The sequence below is a fragment of the Cobetia sp. BMC6 genome (genome assembly GCF_029991385.1).
Classification (GTDB): Bacteria; Pseudomonadota; Gammaproteobacteria; order Pseudomonadales; family Halomonadaceae; genus Cobetia.
In genome coordinates, this window is record NZ_JAKUMF010000010.1 from 14,774 (window position 1) to 29,574 (window position 14,801).

At 59.7% G+C, this 14,801-nt stretch carries 13 protein-coding genes; all 13 read right to left on the minus strand.

Annotated features, from left to right (window positions below):
- Positions 1-14: 14 nt before the first annotated feature.
- The 13 genes from thiO to pilV all read right to left on the minus strand — a co-directional run bounded on the left by thiO (position 15) and on the right by pilV (position 14,793).
- The gene (thiO, locus tag MKZ40_RS14645; RefSeq protein ID WP_175090349.1) at positions 15-1,160 is read right to left on the minus strand and encodes a glycine oxidase ThiO; all 1,146 of its coding nucleotides are present in this window, start codon (positions 1,158-1,160) and stop codon (positions 15-17) included.
- Between the two features lie 132 nt (positions 1,161-1,292).
- Entirely contained in the window at positions 1,293-1,748 is a 456-nt protein-coding gene (locus MKZ40_RS14650) for a type IV pilin protein (RefSeq protein WP_153636655.1), read from the minus strand.
- A 210-nt stretch (positions 1,749-1,958) separates the two neighbouring features.
- Positions 1,959-4,133: a PilC/PilY family type IV pilus protein gene (locus MKZ40_RS14655; protein ID WP_175090348.1), complete on the minus strand. Its 2,175-nt coding sequence runs from the start codon at positions 4,131-4,133 to the stop codon at positions 1,959-1,961.
- Positions 4,134-5,376: 1,243 nt separating this feature from the next.
- The gene (locus tag MKZ40_RS14660) at positions 5,377-5,916 is read right to left on the minus strand and encodes a hypothetical protein (RefSeq protein ID WP_175090347.1); all 540 of its coding nucleotides are present in this window, start codon (positions 5,914-5,916) and stop codon (positions 5,377-5,379) included.
- Complete coding sequence (locus MKZ40_RS14665; RefSeq protein ID WP_175090346.1) at positions 5,913-6,914, minus strand: hypothetical protein; 1,002 nt, start codon at positions 6,912-6,914, stop codon at positions 5,913-5,915. The genes MKZ40_RS14660 and MKZ40_RS14665 overlap by 4 nt, the downstream gene beginning before the upstream one ends.
- Positions 6,914-7,420 carry a hypothetical protein gene (locus MKZ40_RS14670; RefSeq protein WP_153636659.1) on the minus strand — a complete coding sequence of 169 codons (507 nt, stop codon included), beginning with the start codon at positions 7,418-7,420 and terminating at the stop codon, positions 6,914-6,916. The genes MKZ40_RS14665 and MKZ40_RS14670 overlap by 1 nt, the downstream gene beginning before the upstream one ends.
- Positions 7,404-7,949 (minus strand): GspH/FimT family pseudopilin, encoded by a 546-nt coding sequence (locus MKZ40_RS14675; RefSeq protein ID WP_175090345.1) that lies wholly within the window; start codon positions 7,947-7,949, stop codon positions 7,404-7,406. Before MKZ40_RS14675 ends, MKZ40_RS14670 begins: the two co-directional genes overlap by 17 nt.
- A gap of 242 nt (positions 7,950-8,191) precedes the next feature.
- Complete coding sequence (locus tag MKZ40_RS14680; protein ID WP_175090344.1) at positions 8,192-8,677, minus strand: type IV pilin protein; 486 nt, start codon at positions 8,675-8,677, stop codon at positions 8,192-8,194.
- Positions 8,677-9,015: a hypothetical protein gene (locus MKZ40_RS14685; protein ID WP_175090343.1), complete on the minus strand. Its 339-nt coding sequence runs from the start codon at positions 9,013-9,015 to the stop codon at positions 8,677-8,679. The genes MKZ40_RS14680 and MKZ40_RS14685 overlap by 1 nt, the downstream gene beginning before the upstream one ends.
- 10 nt (positions 9,016-9,025) lie before the next feature.
- Complete coding sequence (locus MKZ40_RS14690) at positions 9,026-12,664, minus strand: PilC/PilY family type IV pilus protein (protein WP_175090342.1); 3,639 nt, start codon at positions 12,662-12,664, stop codon at positions 9,026-9,028.
- Between the two features lie 13 nt (positions 12,665-12,677).
- Entirely contained in the window at positions 12,678-13,256 is a 579-nt protein-coding gene (locus MKZ40_RS14695; protein ID WP_175090341.1) for a hypothetical protein, read from the minus strand.
- Positions 13,256-14,245: a PilW family protein gene (locus MKZ40_RS14700; protein ID WP_175090340.1), complete on the minus strand. Its 990-nt coding sequence runs from the start codon at positions 14,243-14,245 to the stop codon at positions 13,256-13,258. The genes MKZ40_RS14695 and MKZ40_RS14700 overlap by 1 nt, the downstream gene beginning before the upstream one ends.
- Positions 14,242-14,793 carry a type IV pilus modification protein PilV gene (gene pilV / locus MKZ40_RS14705; RefSeq protein WP_175090339.1) on the minus strand — a complete coding sequence of 184 codons (552 nt, stop codon included), beginning with the start codon at positions 14,791-14,793 and terminating at the stop codon, positions 14,242-14,244. The genes MKZ40_RS14700 and pilV overlap by 4 nt, the downstream gene beginning before the upstream one ends.
- Positions 14,794-14,801: the final 8 nt, after the last annotated feature.

Consider the following 14,801-nt stretch of genomic DNA (forward strand, 5'->3'; position numbering starts at 1 on the left):
CAACACACAATCCCTCAGGCCCAGCGGGTCTCGACGGCATCTGATGATGTATCCAGCGCAGCGATCTCGGCCAGCAGGGCCTCGGGCTGATAGGAGGCTGGGTCGATGATCGGTGTACGCCCGAGCAGTTGATCCGCCAGCAGGCGGGTCGAGGCCGGCGCCAGTACCAGCCCGTTGCGGTAATGGCCGGCATTGACGTGCAGGTGGCGGCGTTCAGGCACGGCACCGATGAAGGGCGTGCCGGTCGGCGAACCGGGGCGCAGTCCCGCCCAGTGGTGCTCGACCTCACACTGCGCCAGCGCGGGGATGATCTCGCAGGCGCTCTTGATCAGTGACTCGCGTGCCTCAAGGGTGGTCGCCTTGTCGAAACCGACCTCCTCCAGCGTCGAGCCGGCCACGATGCGACCATCGCCCCGCGGTATCACATAGCGCCCATTCTTGAGTACCACGCGCTCCACCAGCCCCTTGGGCGCCTTGAACAGCACCATCTGGCCGCGTACCGGCCGCACCGGCAGCGCAAGCCCCGCCTCACTCAGAATCTCTCGACTCCAGGCACCACCGCAGACCACGACCTGTCCGGCAGACAGCACCGAATTGGCGGTCTGTACGCCGATGGCGGTGTCGTCCTGCAGCAGAATGCCCTGCACCGCGACATTCTCCAGCAGGCGCACGCGCGGGTGAGCGTCGAGCGCGGCACGCAGTGACTTGCCCAGACGCGGATTGCGGATACTGCCCAGCGTCGGCATCCACAGCGCCGACTCGCAACCGGACGCGACCGCCGGAGCCTTGTCATAGACGAAGTCGGCGTCCACGCGCGTCAGCGGCTTGGCATATTCCCGGGACCAGGCCAGTGCCTGCTCGGCATCCTCGACATTCAGGTACAGCAGACCCTGCTGGCGATATTCGGGGTCGATACCGGTAGTCTCGATCAGGCGCTCGGCCAGCGTGGGATAGAAGCCTTCCGACCAGGCAGACAGGCGCGAGATCGGCGCGCTATAACGCCACGGATACAACGGCGAGACGATACCCCCGCCCGCCCATGACGCCTCACGCCCACACTGGCCTCGCTCGACCAGCGTGACCTCGGCCCCGCCATCTGCCAGCTCCAGCGCAGTCAGCATGCCGATCACGCCACCGCCTACCACCACAAAGTCATTCACGCCTGTTCGCTCCTGCCATCAGCCCGGGAAAGGGATCAAGAATACGCCGCCCGCAAGGTGGTGCAAGCGAGCCGCAGGCAATCCAGCATTGCGCCGAGTCTCCAGCATTGGCCATAGCCGAGCGCTTCACGGCTACCAGCAATCACCATCGCCGGTCGTGTCGCGGACACCGGTATTGGTAAGAGTCAGCGCGGGGCAGTCGGCATCGGCACTCTGAGGCGCCACCGCGGTCGCGATGAGCGTGAAGCGGGTCGTCGTGGCGCCATCCTCCAGGCTCAGGGTGTAATAGCCTTCCGGCGACTCGGTGGCACGTCCCAGCCCTTCCTCATCACAATCACTGTCGCCGGCGATGCTGGTCGCGTAGCCACCGCAACGCGCCATGTAGCGCTCCTGGGCCTGGGCCAATGACATCAGTGCCGCCTGCCCATCGGCACGACGCGAGCGGATTACCTGATCCTGATAGCTCGGGTAGGCGATCGCCGCGAGAATGCCGACGATGACGATCACGATCATGATCTCCGTCAGGGTGAAGCCTGAAGCGTACCGGCGCCGAGACAGACGCGAACGGGAAGAGAGAAGACTGGCCATGAAGTGCTTCCTTGAAGAACGTGAATGAAGGACTTGGGTGAAAGGCTAAGACGAAGGACTTGAGTGAAAGACCAAGGCGCAAGACTCGGCTAAAAGACTCCGGGCAAGCCTGCCTGAAGGAAGTAGACCTTGCTGAAAGGCAAGGCGCCGCCACCCGGGGGAAGGCGTGGCGGCGCAGCGTGTCATCCTGGCCTGATGTACGAGGCGGGCTCAGCGCAGTTGATACCAGGAGACACGGCCGGTGTCCGTCGAGCTGGATACGTTGAGATCATAGGACGAGACACCGCCCTCCTCGCTGCCCAGCGAACTGGTGCCCACGTAGACCGTATCGCCGACACTGACACTGGACGTCGGTGTGCCGCTCAACTTGACGCTGACGATGACATTGCCGACGGCGACGGTGTCATCAACGAGAGTGCCGACCAGGTCATCGGCGCTGAAGGCCTCATCCTGATTGAAATCGAAGATGGTCACATAGCTGCCTTCGCTATCGTCATAGGTCGGCAGGCCTGTCTCGGTATCCAGCGCGACCAGCCACCCACCGCCGGTACTTTCACAGAAGTTGGTTCCGGTACTGGACGTGCTGGTGGAGAAGACCACCAGGTTGGAGAGCAGATTGGCCGGCTCGACCAGCTCTTCCTGCTCGGAGGCATCCAGATCCAGATACCAGCCGAAGCGATCCGTGTCTTGATCCTCGAGCTGGCTGGGATAGTAGGCAAAGCTGTCGCCGCCAAGGGTCCGGCCTGTCAGCTCGCCGTTGGTGTAACTGCCGCTGACGAAGTTGCGTGCCTCAAGGTCACTGCGCGTCAGGCTGGTATGACTGCCGCCGGCATCCAGCACGGTGTAGAGGCTCTGGGTGACCCAGGCTTCGTCCTCGGCATCAGCGTACATGTCCTGCCCGGTTCCGAAGGACACCAGCAGGTTGGGCGAAGACATGGTCTGCGTGCCTCCGGAGTAACGGCTCAGCGTCGGCTTGACCGTGATCGGTTGCAACGCATCCGTCTGGCACTCCCCGCCAGTCAGGCTGGTAGCACAGGCCGTGAACAGGCGCGTGACACTCCACTTGCTGCTGTCGTCGTCACTGAGGTCAAACTTCCACAGTCGCCCCTGCAGGTCTCCGCCATAGGCGAAATCGACGGTGCCATTGCTGTCGAGGTCCGCGACCTGCAGGTTCGCCAGTCCGCCGGTCACCCCGCTGGGGGACAGCTTGGCGATCACGCCGCCGGCGTTGACGCCATCAAGCTCCAGCGCGAACAACGTCGGCGCAGCGTTCTCATCGGCCGTTTCCAGCCCATTGCCGACCAGCACCGCACTATCACCGTTGTTCAGTGACACGATATGCGCGCTGCCGTAGACATGCCCCATGTCATCATCGTCGCTGGCACCGAACTCCCAGCGCACCACATCATCTTCGTCGAAGTCTTCGCCTGCCACGGCCTTGGTGACATTCAGTGCGAACAGGCCGCGTCCACCGCCAGCGAGACCGGATACCAGCCACTCCTCACCATTCAGGCTGGCCAGACGCAGTTCACCGTCGACGTAGTAGCGATGCTGATAGCCCGGATCCGTCAGATACCCCAGCCCTGCGTCGTCCTCCTCGCTGTAGAGCAGCTCCGGAATGTAGGCAAACTGCTCGTTGCCGGTCTCGAGGTCGAAGGCATGCAGCATGCCGTCGTTGGCCCCGACGAAAACACTGCCCTGTGTCGTCGAGTCGTCACGAGTCACGACGACAGGCGATGAGCCGATGATGTCTCCCAGCTGGACGCCAGTGCGATTACGCAGACCATCACCTTCGTATTCATCGCTGCCCCGCAACCACTCGATCGCCGCCTTCACATGGTCATCGGTGGAGTTGCCACCGACCTCCATGCGCGCGAGATCGTTGCGCTGGCTGGAGCTCAAGCGACCCACGTTGTCGGTCGTGAACTCGACTCCATTGCCGCCGGACATGGTGAAGACCGTACGCGATTCAAGGCCATTCTCACCCTCCAATGCCTCACTCAGCTGGGTGGCAGCACTCCAGACTTGGTCGTCGTCCTCGACCTCCTTGCCCTCCTGGACCGACGAGGCCACCACGTCTCCCGTCCAGGTCGAGGCGGAATAGCGGCTCTCGACCAGTCGGCTGTCCGTCTCGACACTGGCCGTCGTCAGGTTGGTGGAGAGACCACTGACACTGTTGCCGACCGCGACGATCTCGGAGGCGATTGCCGCCAGCGCCGAGACGAGGTCCGTCGGGCTGGAGGCATTGAAGTAGGAGCCGCCGCCATCGATGGCGGCCTGTTCCAGGTCATCGATGGTGCTGGAGCTGCTCTCCAGAACACGCTTTTTATCACTCCATTCATCACTGTCTGAATCAACTCCAAATGCGACAGTGTAGGTCGTCATTATTTGATTTTCATAGGTGCCGCTCCCAAAATCAGGAAGCAAATCATTATTAGCATAATAATAGGCCACATCTGCCAAGGTAGTGCTACCAGCCTCAACATACTTATAGGAGAACCAAGAATAAACCAGGTTATACCATGACCTACCATCTTTATTAGCATCGCCTATAGTATCTTCGAGCTCAGATGATAAGGCTGTACTGCCTGAGTTCCAAAAACCATCTGTAACCAACACTGTGAAATTCTGTTGGCACATCCCTCCCTCGTCATTAGAGAGAATAGGAGAGTTACCTAAGGTTGGATAATTTCCCTTATAGTATTCACCTGCATGGTAAAGTGCTTCCCGCAAGGGTGTCCCACGATAGCTCGAACTGTCACTTATCTCCGTATCTACTATAGCCTTTTGGACCTCTTCTAGATGCTTGTTACCGCTATCACTTGTAGTCACTAACTCGACCACAACTCCTAAAACATTGGTCACTAACTCAACAATTTTATCGACTATATCATCAACAATAACTTTTTCTGACCCAGATCGCGGATTTATAGTCAAATAACCAGTGCGATAATCGGTACCAGACAATAGCTCCAAACTCGCGGCTTTACCTACGCTTAGTCGATTACGATAGTAAGTAAACCAATTTGCATAGTTAACTTTTTCTTCCTTAGAAAGAGTTGGGCTAGATATCATGACTTTCGTATTGCTTTTGCACCCCTGCCCAGTATAGTAACGAAAGTTAAGTTTCGGATCGGTCAAATCAACCACATTATCCCATGAACTTCCTTTACTGAAGTCAATCCATGCAGCAGTAGGATCCATGTTGTCATAACGTTCTTCAGACTTGCCTTTTTTCCAGGGAAGATAAGTCTGATCCGGGTCGTAGGCCTGCTTATTCTCTTCCGCACAAAAGAACTTATTATCCAAGTCCAGTGGCTGATAATCTCCACAAATCGTGCGATTACCCTTGGTCCAACAATCATTGTAAACCAGATCGTAAGACTGCTCAGACTCTCCACCCTCAAAAGTGTCTTCAAAAGACATCGAGCCCGAGTCATCCAGCACCAGCAGGACATTGGGGGTGACGCCGACGCTCTGGGTGGTGGGCAACTGGAGTAGCGTGTCGCTGTCTGCCAGCACGGGCAGGGTGACCATCATCAGTCCGCCTGACATCAGGGCTGGAAGGTGAAGACGACGCAAGCCGCTGCGGCGGGGTGAGTGCTTCGATTTCATCGATAGATTCCCTTCAATCGGCCATCATGATTTCGCTTTGCACCACTGCCAGTGCACGCTTCCTGCTATCAGGGTCACCAGCGCTCTCAAGACTCCAACCGGCGGCCGTGATGCGAAAGGCATTCAACAACTGACTGCTGCTCAGGTTATCGTCATTCAGCACGCCTTCCGTCGTCTCTCCGAGATACTCGATGACATAGTTGCCGTTGTCCGCCGCATCACCGCTCAAGACCCCCTCTCCCTCCCAGGCATCTGCCTGCAGAGGATCGAAGCCCAGCTCCTCCCCCGCCGTCACGTCGTAGAAGCCGTCCCCATCGAAATCATCCAGGGTCAGCTCCCCCTCGAGCAGACGACTCTCCGCCTGCTGCTGAAGGCTCTCGGCCTCCGCATAGGCGTTGTCATAGAACTGGGTATTCATCAACATGCGGGTCTGCAACTGGGTATCTTCATTGCCCGTCACCGCCATCACGCCCACCACGATCAGCATGATCAGCACGACCAGCAATGCCATGCCTTGCTGGCGCGGCGGACGGGGAGAACTCGACTGGTTCATAGACCGATATTCCTCGGGCTCAGAGTGATATCGAAGGTGCGTTGCAACTCCCCCCCCCCCTCTCCCTCGACATTGATCGTCGGCGGCGTCTTGAGGGTCAGGCGGATGTGGATCCGTCTGACGCTGCTCCAGTCGTTCGCGGCTTCCACTTCCGCCACGCTGCGCTCCACTGCAAAGCGACTCGCGCTACCGCTGCCGGAGGCCGTATCGAAGGTCAGGTCCAGTGCTTCGACGTATCGTGCCACTTCTTCGCCACACCCTGCTGCCGGATCGCCATCGACATCCTCGCCGTTCAGGCAGAGCCGAACGGGGGAGTCGTCATCGGCCTGTGACAGCAACAGGTACCAACGCTGCAGCGGATAGACATACGCCTGGGTCTGTATGGTGCCGCCATAGCCGTGCTCGACGGCGCTCGACAGCTCGAGCGAGTTGTTTCCATCACCCGAGAGGCGTGCAATGTCGCCGCTCTCACAGTCGCTGAGCAGCACGACGCTATCCGTTTCCAGCGTGCCGGAGGTGTAGTCCTCAAGGGTCAGCGAGGTATCGCCCTGGGCGACGCTCGCCCCGAGCTGCCAACCGCGCTGCGCTCCCAGCGCCGGTACCTGCAAGGCCAGACGGTCGTAGGTAATCCCCGCCACCGTGTCGGACTCGGCCGTCAGAGGAGAATCGGACAGCGCATGGCTGCCGGTACCATCACTGACACTGCTCACCGACGCACAGCCGGAAAAGCCGGCATTGCGCACCAATGGCTGCAGGCGGCGTGTGACATGGCGCGCAGACTCCTGCAGGTAAGACACGGCAGACGTGGTGTTGAGGGTAGAGCGCGAGGCCAGAAAGTATTCCAGCGCCATGGCGGAAATGAACAGTCCCAGCACCAGCGCCAGCATCAATTCGACCAGGCCGACGCCCTGCTGGGCACGCCGTGAGGGAATCGAGCGCGGCGCCCGAGGCGAGCGCGACGCGAAGGCTCGCAGCGGGAGGGAGGCTTTCGACGACATCAGGGCACCACTCGTATCTGTAGGGTCTCGCTCAATGCCTGAGCATCGGCGTCCATGCTGTCTTCGTTCTGCCCGAGCTGCGCGGCACCGCTCCAGCCGAGGGTCAGGGTGAGAAGGTCACTGCCGCTGCTGGCGATGGACCCGACTGGCGCGTTCAGACTGCTGTCCTCAAGCCTGTCCGCCCACACCGCCACATCACGGGCCGCTAGCTCGGCAACACTGCAGGGACAACCGCCCGGATTTCCTGCCCCCGCGGTGGAAAGCCCATCGTAGTCATCCACGCCATCGGGATTGGCCTGAATGCGCTCAGCCATGCTGACCAGGAGAATACGGGCTTCGGTACGCGCGTAACTCTCGTTGTTGGCCTGCAGACTTTCCATCTGCATGAGCCCGAACCCCAGCAATGTCAGCCCCATCAACAGCAGAGCGATCAACGCCTCCAGCAGGCTGGTACCTTGCTGGCCACCGCTTGCACGGGACACGCCAAGCTCAGCAACTCTGGTCATCGCTGCCATAAGTCTCCGTCAACACTCGTCCAATGGGAGTCAATTCAAGCTGGCGATGGCCCTGCCCGCCTGACTGATCGCAGATCAACAACCAGGTGGAATCAGAGGTCGCGCCCTGATCATCGAAAGTCACGCCGGCAACACCCGCCTGCACGGTGATGGCGGCATCAAACACGCGCAACAGGTCATCGCCCAGCGACGCCCGGGCCTCGGCCTGACTGCCCTGCACCACCGCCCAGCCATTGCTCCAGCTGGTGGAATTCATGCAGGCGTCACCCTGCGCATTCAGAGGGCAGAGCGTGATGTCGTTGCCGCTGGCCACCGCCTCGCTACGCGCATAGTTGATGGAAGACACGAGCGTCTCGGCCGTGCCGGTGACGGCGTTGCGCGCGACCACCCCCTGCCAGGCGGGGACGGCAACCGTGATCGTGATCACGAGAATGGCCAGCGTGATCATCAGCTCAATCAACGTGAAGCCTTGCTGGCGGCCCTGCTGACATCCATGCCGAAGTGCAGGAAAAAGCTGCATCGTCTTACCCCTGAAAGCCACGCAGACCAAAGCACCCTGCAGGGCGTGAAATTGGGCAATTTAACGTCTATGAACCACAGATGGAATCATTATGTTACACAAGATTACCCATCATCCCGAAAACTCCCCAGAATCACCGTTATTCCATATTTCTCGACTGGACCTCACTCACCAAACAAAAAGCCCCGATCATCGTAGATCGAGGCTTCATGCGCTTGCCATGCAATGTCGGCTGTCAGTGCCTACCAACAATCGCTGCTGTCAGTGCCTTCCGAGTCCTCAAGGACTGCCGCCCCCTTCACTCCCAACTCCGTGAGCGTAAAGGTGGCACAGTCCTCATCATTGGCCTGACTGCCGGTAGCAGTAGCGGTCAGGGTATAGCTGTCTGCATCTCCCGCAACGGCCAGATTATAGAAACCTTCCTCGCTGACAGCATCTGCCTGCCCCAGCCCGATACCATCGCCGCCGGCTCCGAGCGCATCTCCACAGCTGGTCGCCGCTGTCACGCTGGCCGTCGCGTATTCACCGCAGGTTGCCATGATGCGCTCCTGGGTCTGCGCAAGCGCCAGCAAGGCGGTGGTGGCGTCGGTGCGACGTGAGCGCTCCACCTGGTCCTGATAGCTGGGATAGGCGATCGCCGCCAGAATGCCGATGATGGCCACGGCAATCATGAGCTCCAGCAGACCGAAGCCGCCTTGTGCTCGAGAACCTGCAGTTCGCCTGATCATCAGCGCCCCCGACGCAGCAGCGTGATGTCGATGACCTGCTTCGGCTCACCACGTGGGTCGAAGCGCACCTCGACCTTCTGCCCCGGCGTGAGGTGGAAGGCCTTCAGCTCGCGCCCATTGCGGGTGAGTATCCGGCTCTCCGGCTGAAGCACGAAACCCATGTCGTCGACGAGCAGCTGATCTCCCTCACGCTCATCGATGACGCCGGTAACGCTCTGCTCCATGACCAGCGGAATCGGGGTATCTTCCGCCAGGGCCTGGGAGCTCCAGCTCGTGAAGAGCAAGCCCGCCGCCAGCATCAGTCCACTACTAGTCAGCTTGAGTCGTGATGTCTTCATGGTCTCTCTCCTAGCGCAGCTGATACCAGGCACTACGGCCTTCCAGGCCGTCGATCCCGAAATCCATGGCCATTTCGACCACCTGATTGGTACCGCCCTGGCCGACGTACTGGGTATCACCCAGGAATTTCGGTGAGGTGGGCTCGCCTTCTGTCTTGATCGATAGCACGACCTGATTGTTTACGTTGTCGCTCGCGTTGACCTCGCCGTCATCGTTGTAATCAAAGACCTGCTGCACATTGTTGTAGCTGCGCACCGGTTGTAGCCCATTGCGCAAGCTGAGCGCATTCAGCCAACCGCTGGCACCGCCAGTACAGGGACCATTGGAGCCCGGGATGGTGGTATTGAAGACAATCAGATCACCACGGACAGCCGGGATGGTCACCAGACGCTCACCGGAGTCCGGTAGCTCCAGGTACCAGCCGTACTGCATACCATTGTTGTTCTGATTGGAATAATCGACGCCTACCCCTGTGACCGTACGCGCGTCACTCACACCACTGATATTGGAGAAGCTCTGCTTTTCCAGCTCGCCGTGATAACGACGAGTCGAAGACCCGGTATGCAGCACGCTGTAGAAGGATTGGGTCGAGGTATCGACCGCATCCTGCAGCGTCAGCAATTGCCCGGTGCCCCAGTACACATTCAGGTACGGCGTATCGACGGTGCTGTTGAAGACACCGCTGCGTGCCACGGCTACCCGCGATGTGATGGGCTGTCGGTAAGCTGCCGGACAGGTCGATGACGTGCTGTTCAGGGCAACGGCACATGACTGGAAAAGACGCGATATTTCGCTGCTGCCGATGTTGCTCAGCGAGAACTCGCGCATGTCGAACACCCAGACATTGCCATGCAGATCGCCGGCATAGACCCAGTCGGTGATGCCATCGGCGTCGATGTCAGCCAGCTCAGGACTCGACATGCCATTGCAGTCACTGCTGGCAGAGGTGCACGACCCGCCGGCATTGCTGCCCTGTTGAGAATCCAGCAGCGCATAGTTGTCGGGGTCTTCCAGGTCCACGATGAACAACTTGGCACGCCCATCGCTGTCGGCGTTGTAGCCATTGCCGAAGATGGCATACCACTTGCCGTCGTCCAGACGCGCTACCTGAATATCGCTGAAGGTATAGCCAAGGTCCTCGTGGGTGAATTCCCACTGCACGATCTCGGCCGGTGAGGTGCCATTGGATTCACCCAATGACTCGAAGCCTTCAGGATCGGTGATATCCAGCATGTAGACCGCCTTGCCACCAGCGCCCAACCCACCCAGCAGGACCGAGTGCCAACCGGGCGCATCCTCATCGCCCAACTGGACATGCACGTCACGCGCGACCGGAGTGGCATCGACATAGTACTGGTGCACATAGTTCTGATCAGCGAGCTGGCGAATACCGCGCCCGCTCTCGATGCTGAAGGCGGCATACGGCATGTAAGCGAACTTCTCTTCACCGGTCTCCATGTCGATGGCGTGCAGCATGCCGTCGTTGGCACCGATGTAGATCATGTTCTGGCGGTCCTCATACAGCGTCTTGAAGGAGCGGTACGAAGACACTTCCATGTCATTGCGATAGCTGGCCGAAGGCGGCCCGACGATCGCCGGCGAGGCGTGGACGATATCTCCTAGATAGTTGTCATCACGATCGCGGAACAAGGTCCCTTCATACTCGTCATCGCCCTTGAGATAGCCGATGAGGTTCTCGAGCTCTGAGGTCCTCACGGCCAGCGGGGTGCCATTGAGTTTCAGGAAGGTGCCACTGGTATCCAGGATCTGCCCTGTCAACTGCGTCACGGTATCGCCGACCAGGTCTAGCACTCCGCTCTGTCCACCGGTCAGTCCCACGGCATTGGCAAGGCCATTGCCATTGCCCAACCCCAGACCCAGCCCGTTGCCAATGATGCCAGATACGCCATTTGCAGCTTCACGCACGGATATCAGCACAGTATCGGTCAATAGCGTCTCATCGAGGAATCCGACTAGATCGAGAATCTGTTCGGCCTCCAGTGATCCGGCCTCCTCGATATCGAAGAAGAAGGCCTTCTCATCCACTTCAGAGATCCCCGGATTGTAGGTAATCACCTTGCGGCTGGAGCTACGGCTATCATCCTCACGCAACCACTCCGCGACGGACCAATCAGAGGTGGCGCTCAAGGTGCCATTGGTGCCGATCTTGCGTGCAACGACATCGCCCGACCAATCAGCGGGATCATAGATGGTCTGAATCACGTACGCGCCGCTGGTCTGCCCACCACTGCTGATGTCCAGGCTACCGGTACTGGCCGCGCGTCCTGCGATCGACTGAGCGATATTGTTCAACGCATCAATCAATGCCTGCGGATTGGCGGCGCTGAGATATTCACCACGCCCGTTCCAGGCCGCATGGCGAAGATCGTCGATGGTGGTATTGGCGTTGGCGACCGGCTGCGGCCAGGTAAAGGCAGATTCAAGATCAGCAGGGTTCTCGGACAGCGAGCCATCCACACCGAAACCGACGGTGTAGGTCACCATGTGCTGAGCGGAGTTTTCATCCACTCCCGGTATGGTCGGTACGCTGTCGATCAAGTCAGTCCGCAGGTCCTCGCGATAATATTTCATCGCGACATCACCAAGCGTATTGGAATAGCTGTCACGGTGACTGGCACTGATGAATTCGCCGCTGCCACCGTCGACGTTACCGACACTGGGGCTGGAGCCATTCCAGTAGCCATCGGTCATCAATATGGAATAGTTCTGCTGACACATGCCGCCCTCATCCGCACTCAGAATGGGAGCCGAACGACCAGTGCTGGAGTAATACTCACCGGCGCTCTTGAGCGCGGTACGCAGAGGAGTGCCACCGGAGGGATAGGCGGTAAACAGCTCCTCCAGCAGGGCTTCACGCTCATCAGTATCCGTCATGTCCGCAACGTTGCGATTGTTGCGGCTCTGGATGGTGCGCAGCCCGACCCGGGACTCATTGGCGTTGATCACACCGGCCATGGCAGATTTGGCCACCAGCATGCGGTCGCGATAGTAGGTGAACCAGTTGGCGAAATTGACTTGCTGAGCCGCGGACAGGTCTTCCACTTCAACGACATGATCATCGTCCAGATACAGGCGCCCAGAATTGCTGCGATAGACGCCGCATTCACCGTAGTCATAGTCCCCATCACCATTGTCGTCCCAGCGGACGTAGTAGGCGTCATCGCTCATCCTGGCCCAGCTGGTAGGCTCGTAGGGATCTTCACGGACATTCGACAGGCTCATGTTCTGATAGGCGATTCCCGCTCGATCAGCGCCCGCCCAGGGGGTGTAGGTCAGCGCAGGGTTGTAGGCCATGACATTGAAGCCCATGCAGGCCCCGATCGCCCCGCCAAGGTCTGATGAGTAAACGATACGATCATCGGCATCATGATTGTTCTCTATCCAGATCCCTCTCTTGGAATACACCCCGGTGTACCCCATCAGCGAGGAAGCCGGCTGGTAACCCCAATGCTCGACCCCCTTGTTAAGGGTATCCTCCCAGGCCATGCTGCCCGAATCATCCAGAATGAACAGGATATTGGGCTGGACTCCGGTCGCTTCCGTGACCGGAGCGCGGGCAATTTCCCCGGGAGCCGCCAGACAGGGCAAGGCGACAAGGCACAGGGCACCACTCAGCAGATAACGCATGTTCTTGCTCCTCTCAGAAGTAAGGGCCCAGTTCCATCTCGCTTTGCACTACTGTCCAGGAGGCACCATTGCCGCCCCCAGTGCCCATCGCGTTGATACGGAAGGCATCCAGGCGCGTGCCCACCGCATTCACTTCGTTGCTGGCATTCAGCGGCGGCTCGCCGACCTTGCCTAGATACTCGATCACATAGGCCCCGATGACCGCACCGGTATCACTGTCCAGCGTCTGGATACCGTTGGCTTGCCAATCCGCTTCCGAGAGCGGGTTGATCGGCGGCGCATCCTCGGGCAGTGCCAGCATCAGGCCAGCTGAATCATCGAAGCTGTCAAGGCTCCAGGTACCATCCTCCAGGCTATCCTGCAGCGCACGCTCACCGATGCTCAGACTGGTTTCCGCGTTGTAATAGGACTGCTCGAAGTTCCGGCTGTTGACGGCCATGCGTGTCTGCAGCTGACTGTCCTCGACCCCGGTGACGGCCAGCAGCCCGATCACGACCAGCATGATCAACACGATCAGCAAGGCGATGCCTTGCTGACGTGCTGGCCCCCGGGTGGCCGCGCAGACGGTAGACATTGAAGACGAGGTATTCATCAACTGCCCCTCAGTTGCAGATTGCGCGGTGTGAACGTGAGATTGAAGGTTCGCGTCAAACGGCCATCGTTATTCCCGCCCGGTACCACTCCCGGCAGGCTCTCGAGCGTCAGAGCGATCTCGATACGGCGTACCTCATCCCAACGGCCTTCGCTGCGCACCGTGGCGGCCGGCACCTTGACGCGATCGACACTGCCGTTGCCGGTGGTATCCAGACTGAAGCTGACATCGAAGCCCTGTACGCCGGAGGCCAGTTCTTCCCGTGCGAAAGCGGCATCGATTCGATCGAGATACAGTGCACGCACCGAGGAATCGTTGGCCTGGTCATCCAGCCGCAGCTCCCAGGCCTGCACCGGGTAGAGATAGGCGTTCGAGGACTGAGAGCTGCCGTAGGAGCGTGACAGAGTGTCATTGGTTTCCACATTGCCCTGGGTGGTGCCCGACACCCTGAAGACATCGGTGCTGCTGCAATCACTGACCAGCGCATACTCGTTGGTCACGAAGGCATCTTCGCTACCGTTGCGCACGGACAGTGGGCCACCCAGCGACGTCATGCTGCTGGTCAGCGTGGTTTCATCGCCATCCTTGCTGGCAGCGACGAACGTCAGATTGAAATAGCTGAGGCCCCGTTGGGTACGCTGCTGACCACCGAAAGGCGCCGTGAGGTCGTGGGAGGCATCCACCGAGCTGGCATTGGTGATATCGCGGCTATTGGCACAACCTGCGTAGCCCACATTGCGCATAAGTGGCTGGAGCCGGAAGGACACGTAACGGGCCGATTCCTGCAGATAGGAAAGCGCCTCCTGGGTGCTCACGGTGCTGCGTGAGGTCGAGAACATCTGCACCGCCATCGCCGTGATCAGCAGCCCCAGCACCAGGCTGATCATCAGCTCGACAAGCCCCACGCCCGCCTGGCGCTTCAAGCCATGCGGACGGGCAGTGTCGGGGGCCAAGCGTCGGCGGGCCGATGCAGGTAAACAGCGGTTCATGGCTCTACCTCGAAACGATAGGTCTGCTGGTCAACTCCCCCGCTGATGGGGTCACTCCACTGTACCTGGACACTGACGTCGTGAACGCCGATGCCGGCGCCGCCGACGACACGCTCGTCGACTTCCACGCTGCCGACGCCGCTGGTCAGCGTGGAGCCGATGATGGCGTCACGCCAATCAATGATGTCCTGGTCCGCCAGCTCTGAGGGTATGCAGTCCGAGCTGCATCCATCCGCCGGCGCATTGGTGGTGTCGGCGTCATCATATTGGTCGATGGCCTCAAGGTTGGCGCGGATACGTTCAGCCATGTCCAGCGACAGCAGTTGTGCCACGGTATTGCTGTAGCTGACGCGCTGATGCTGAAGCGTCTGAACTTGCAACAACCCCAGCCCCAACAGGGAAACCCCCAGTAGCATGACCGCGACCAGCGCCTCGATCAGGCCGACGCCGCGCTGAGAATGCCGGGTGCAACGGCGCCGTTGCAGGCGCGTCAGCAATGCCTCCCTCAGCGCTCTCGGCTGTAGGACTTTCCTGAGGGATGTGGTCATCAACGATG

What these genes read in the sequence shown, in the direction of transcription:
- MKZ40_RS14650 (WP_153636655.1), bottom strand. Translation starts at nt 1,748, where the DNA reads ATGGCCAGTCTTCTCTCTTCCCGTTCGCGTCTGTCTCGGCGCCGGTAC.
- MKZ40_RS14655 (WP_175090348.1), bottom strand. Translation starts at nt 4,133, where the DNA reads ATGACGACCTACACTGTCGCATTTGGAGTTGATTCAGACAGTGATGAA.
- MKZ40_RS14660 (WP_175090347.1), bottom strand. Translation starts at nt 5,916, where the DNA reads ATGAACCAGTCGAGTTCTCCCCGTCCGCCGCGCCAGCAAGGCATGGCA.
- MKZ40_RS14665 (WP_175090346.1), bottom strand. Translation starts at nt 6,914, where the DNA reads ATGTCGTCGAAAGCCTCCCTCCCGCTGCGAGCCTTCGCGTCGCGCTCG.
- MKZ40_RS14670 (WP_153636659.1), bottom strand. Translation starts at nt 7,420, where the DNA reads ATGACCAGAGTTGCTGAGCTTGGCGTGTCCCGTGCAAGCGGTGGCCAG.
- MKZ40_RS14675 (WP_175090345.1), bottom strand. Translation starts at nt 7,949, where the DNA reads ATGCAGCTTTTTCCTGCACTTCGGCATGGATGTCAGCAGGGCCGCCAG.
- MKZ40_RS14680 (WP_175090344.1), bottom strand. Translation starts at nt 8,677, where the DNA reads ATGATCAGGCGAACTGCAGGTTCTCGAGCACAAGGCGGCTTCGGTCTG.
- MKZ40_RS14685 (WP_175090343.1), bottom strand. Translation starts at nt 9,015, where the DNA reads ATGAAGACATCACGACTCAAGCTGACTAGTAGTGGACTGATGCTGGCG.
- MKZ40_RS14690 (WP_175090342.1), bottom strand. Translation starts at nt 12,664, where the DNA reads ATGCGTTATCTGCTGAGTGGTGCCCTGTGCCTTGTCGCCTTGCCCTGT.
- MKZ40_RS14695 (WP_175090341.1), bottom strand. Translation starts at nt 13,256, where the DNA reads ATGAATACCTCGTCTTCAATGTCTACCGTCTGCGCGGCCACCCGGGGG.
- MKZ40_RS14700 (WP_175090340.1), bottom strand. Translation starts at nt 14,245, where the DNA reads ATGAACCGCTGTTTACCTGCATCGGCCCGCCGACGCTTGGCCCCCGAC.
- pilV (WP_175090339.1), bottom strand. Translation starts at nt 14,793, where the DNA reads ATGACCACATCCCTCAGGAAAGTCCTACAGCCGAGAGCGCTGAGGGAG.